Here is a 3,309-nt window from a genome sequence, read left to right on the forward strand (position 1 = left end):
ACCAAAAAATATGCAGCGAAAACGGCCAACGACGTCTTTGACATCCGTCTGGCGGGCCTGGAAACCAACCCGGGCGGCGTGCTGGAGTTAGGCGTCGATTACGGCCGTGCGAACCCGCAGGATGACTACCGCCTGGAAGACGGCGCGTCGAAAGACGGCTGGATGTGGACCGGTGAACATACTCAGTCCATCTGGGGCGGCTTCAACAAGTTTGTCGTTCAGTACGCGACCGACGCAATGACCTCCTGGAACAGCGGCCACTCTCAAGGGACCAGCATCGATAACAACGGCAGCATGATCCGCGTTCTGGATCACGGTGCGATGGACTTCAACGATGACTGGGGCCTGATGTACGTGGCGATGTACCAGGACGTGGACCTGGACAGCAAAAACGGTTCGACCTGGTACACCGTGGGTGTCCGTCCGATGTACAAATGGACGCCGATCATGAGCACCCAGCTGGAAATCGGTTACGACAACGTGAAATCCCAGCGTACCAGCGAAAACAACAACCAGTACAAAATTACTCTGGCTCAACAGTGGCAGGCAGGCAACAGCGTCTGGTCTCGTCCGGCTATCCGTATTTTCGCAACCTACGCGAAGTGGGATGAAAACTGGGGTTACAGCAACGCCTCCGGTCTGCAGACCAAAGACAGCAGCGGAAGCGGCATGTACACCTCCAGCCGCGGTGACGACAGCGAAGTTACCTTCGGTGCCCAGATGGAAGTGTGGTGGTAATACCGTCCGCAGGACGGGTGTAACCTGGGAGGGGCGTCAGCCCCTCCTGACTATTCAGGGTTAGCGCGCTATTGCCTGGCTACCGCTAAACCGATGCTATCCAAGGTGAGAAGAATGAAAATGAAGAAAACTCTCGTCGCTCTGTGTTTATCCGCAGGGATGTTGGCATGCGTGCCGGGGATGAGCCTTGCCGATGTTAACTTTGTACCGCAGAACACCAGCGCCGCGCCGTCTATTCCAGCCAGCGCGCTGCAGCAGCTGATCTGGACGCCTGCCGATCAATCAAAGACGCAGAGCGTTGATTTAACCACCGGCGGTCAACGCCTGGATGTCCCGGGGATCGTCGGACCGGTCGCCGCCTGGAGCGTACCGGCCAATATCGGTGAGCTGACCCTGACGCTCGACAGCGAACTGAACAAACATAAGCAGATTTTTGCGCCGAACGTGCTGATTCTGGATCAGAACATGACGCCAGCGGCGTTCTTCCCCAGCAACTACTTTACCTATCAGCAGCCGGGCGTCATGACCGCTGACCGCCTGGGCGGCGTGATGCGCCTGACCCCGGCGCTGGGCCAGCAAAAACTCTATGTGCTGGTGTTTACCACTGAAAAAGATCTCCAGCAGACCACGACCCTACTGGATCCGGCGAAAGCCTATGCCAAAGGCGCCGGCAATGCGGCCCCGGATATCCCGGATCCGATCGCTAAACATACCACCGATGGCGTGCTGAAGCTGAAAGTGAAAACCAATAGCACCTCCAGCGTGCTGGTGGGCCCGCTGTTCGGCTCCTCCGGCCCGGGTCCGGTCACCGTAGGCAATACCGCCGCGCCGGTGGCCGCGCCAGCCGCCGCTGCTGCTGCACCGGCAGCCAAAAGCGAACCGATGCTCAGCGATACCGAAACCTACTTCAACAACGGTATTAAGCAGGCGGTGAAACAAGGTGACATCGACAAAGCCCTGAAATTGATGAACGAAGCTGAGCGCCTCGGCTCGAAATCCGCTCGTTCCACCTTTATCAGCAGTGTAAAAGGCAAGGGGTAATCGTCTCCCCACAATGCTGATGTTTAGGCACAGCCTTTAGGTGCATCCTTCGGGATGCACCTTTTTTTGCACGCGCGGCAGCCTGTTGCATGGCTGTTGCGTGAATGATCGTATATTGACGTTTGCCCGCCACCAACCGCCTATTCTGCGATACAATGCTTTCACGTTATGTACCGGAGAATCAGGCATGTCCCATCCTGCGCTTACGCGACTGCGTGCGCTGCGCTATTTTGCCGTTATGCCATCCCTGGCGCCGCCCCTGAGTGACTGGCTGCTGCTGGAGGACTCAATGACCCAGCGCTTTGAGCAACAAGGAAAGCAGGTCACCGTGACCCTGATTAACGAAGGGTATATTGAGCGTGAGGCGCTGACTGACGAAGCGGCGCTGCTACCTGACGAGCCGCGCTACTGGCTGCGGGAGATTATACTCAATGCCGATGGCGAACCCTGGCTGGCCGGGCGCACGGTGGTGCCGGAGTCGACACTGTGTGGTCCGGAGCTGGCGCTACAGCAGCTCGGGCAGATCCCGCTGGGCCGATACCTGTTCACGTCGTCGACATTAAGCCGCGATTTTATTGAAATTGGTCGCGATGCAGCGCTGTGGGGGCGTCGTTCCCGCCTGCGGCTGAGCGGCAAACCCCTGCTGCTGACCGAGCTGTTTTTACCTGCGTCGCCGTTGTACTAAGAGGAAGAAAAAATGGAGTGGAGTCTGTCGCAGAATAAGCTGTTGGCGTTTCATCGCCTGATGCGCACTGACAAACCGATCGGCGCTTTGCTGCTGCTGTGGCCGACGCTGTGGGCGCTGTGGGTGGCCTCGCCGGGCGTCCCGCCGCTGTGGATCCTGGCGGTATTCGTCGCCGGCGTCTGGCTGATGCGCGCCGCCGGATGCGTGGTGAATGACTATGCCGATCGAAAATTTGATGGTCACGTAAAGCGTACCGCCCGTCGTCCGCTACCGAGCGGCGACGTTACCGAGAAAGAGGCGCGAACGCTGTTTATCGTTCTGGTGTTGCTCTCCTTCCTGCTGGTGCTCACCCTCAACACCATGACCATTCTGCTGTCGGTCGCGGCGCTGGCCCTGGCATGGGTCTACCCGTTTATGAAGCGCTACACTCATCTGCCGCAGGTGGTGCTGGGGGCCGCCTTTGGCTGGTCGATCCCGATGGCCTTCTCGGCCGTTAGCGAATCGCTGCCGCTGAGCTGCTGGCTGATGTTCCTCGCCAACATTCTGTGGGCGGTGGCCTACGATACCCAGTATGCGATGGTGGATCGCGATGACGACGTGAAGATCGGCATCAAGTCCACGGCGATCCTGTTCGGCGAAAACGATCGTCTGATTATCGGTATCCTGCAGGTGGCCGTGCTGGCGCTGATGGGCGCGGTGGGCTGGCTGAATGGGCTGGGCTGGGAATACTACTGGTCGTTGTTTGTCGCGGCAGGTCTGTTTGGCTGGCAGCAGAAGCTTATCTTCAATCGCGAGCGCGATAACTGCTTCAAAGCGTTTATGAACAATAACTACGTCGGGCTGGT

General features: G+C 58.4%; 4 protein-coding genes. All 4 read left to right on the plus strand.

Going from position 1 to position 3,309, the window contains the following annotated elements; translation table 11 throughout:
• The coding region (locus ACZAHD_RS22605; protein ID WP_462458723.1) for a carbohydrate porin at nucleotides 1–738 on the plus strand (738 nt) is incomplete at its 5' end.
• 114 nt (nucleotides 739–852) lie between these two features.
• A complete protein-coding gene (gene malM / locus ACZAHD_RS22610) occupies nucleotides 853–1,779 on the plus strand; it encodes a maltose operon protein MalM (RefSeq protein WP_032741332.1) in 927 nt (308 codons plus the stop codon).
• A 187-nt stretch (nucleotides 1,780–1,966) separates the two neighbouring features.
• A complete protein-coding gene (ubiC, locus tag ACZAHD_RS22615) occupies nucleotides 1,967–2,464 on the plus strand; it encodes a chorismate lyase (RefSeq protein ID WP_022065222.1) in 498 nt (165 codons plus the stop codon).
• A 12-nt stretch (nucleotides 2,465–2,476) separates the two neighbouring features.
• Nucleotides 2,477–3,309: 4-hydroxybenzoate octaprenyltransferase (ubiA, locus tag ACZAHD_RS22620; RefSeq protein ID WP_462458724.1), on the plus strand; the 833-nt coding region annotated here is incomplete at its 3' end.

It is taken from the genome of Raoultella sp., assembly GCF_039594335.1.
In the GTDB taxonomy this organism is placed as follows: domain Bacteria; phylum Pseudomonadota; class Gammaproteobacteria; order Enterobacterales; family Enterobacteriaceae; genus Klebsiella.

What these genes read in the sequence shown, in the direction of transcription:
- malM (WP_032741332.1), top strand. Translation starts at nt 853, where the DNA reads ATGAAAATGAAGAAAACTCTCGTCGCTCTGTGTTTATCCGCAGGGATG.
- ubiC (WP_022065222.1), top strand. Translation starts at nt 1,967, where the DNA reads ATGTCCCATCCTGCGCTTACGCGACTGCGTGCGCTGCGCTATTTTGCC.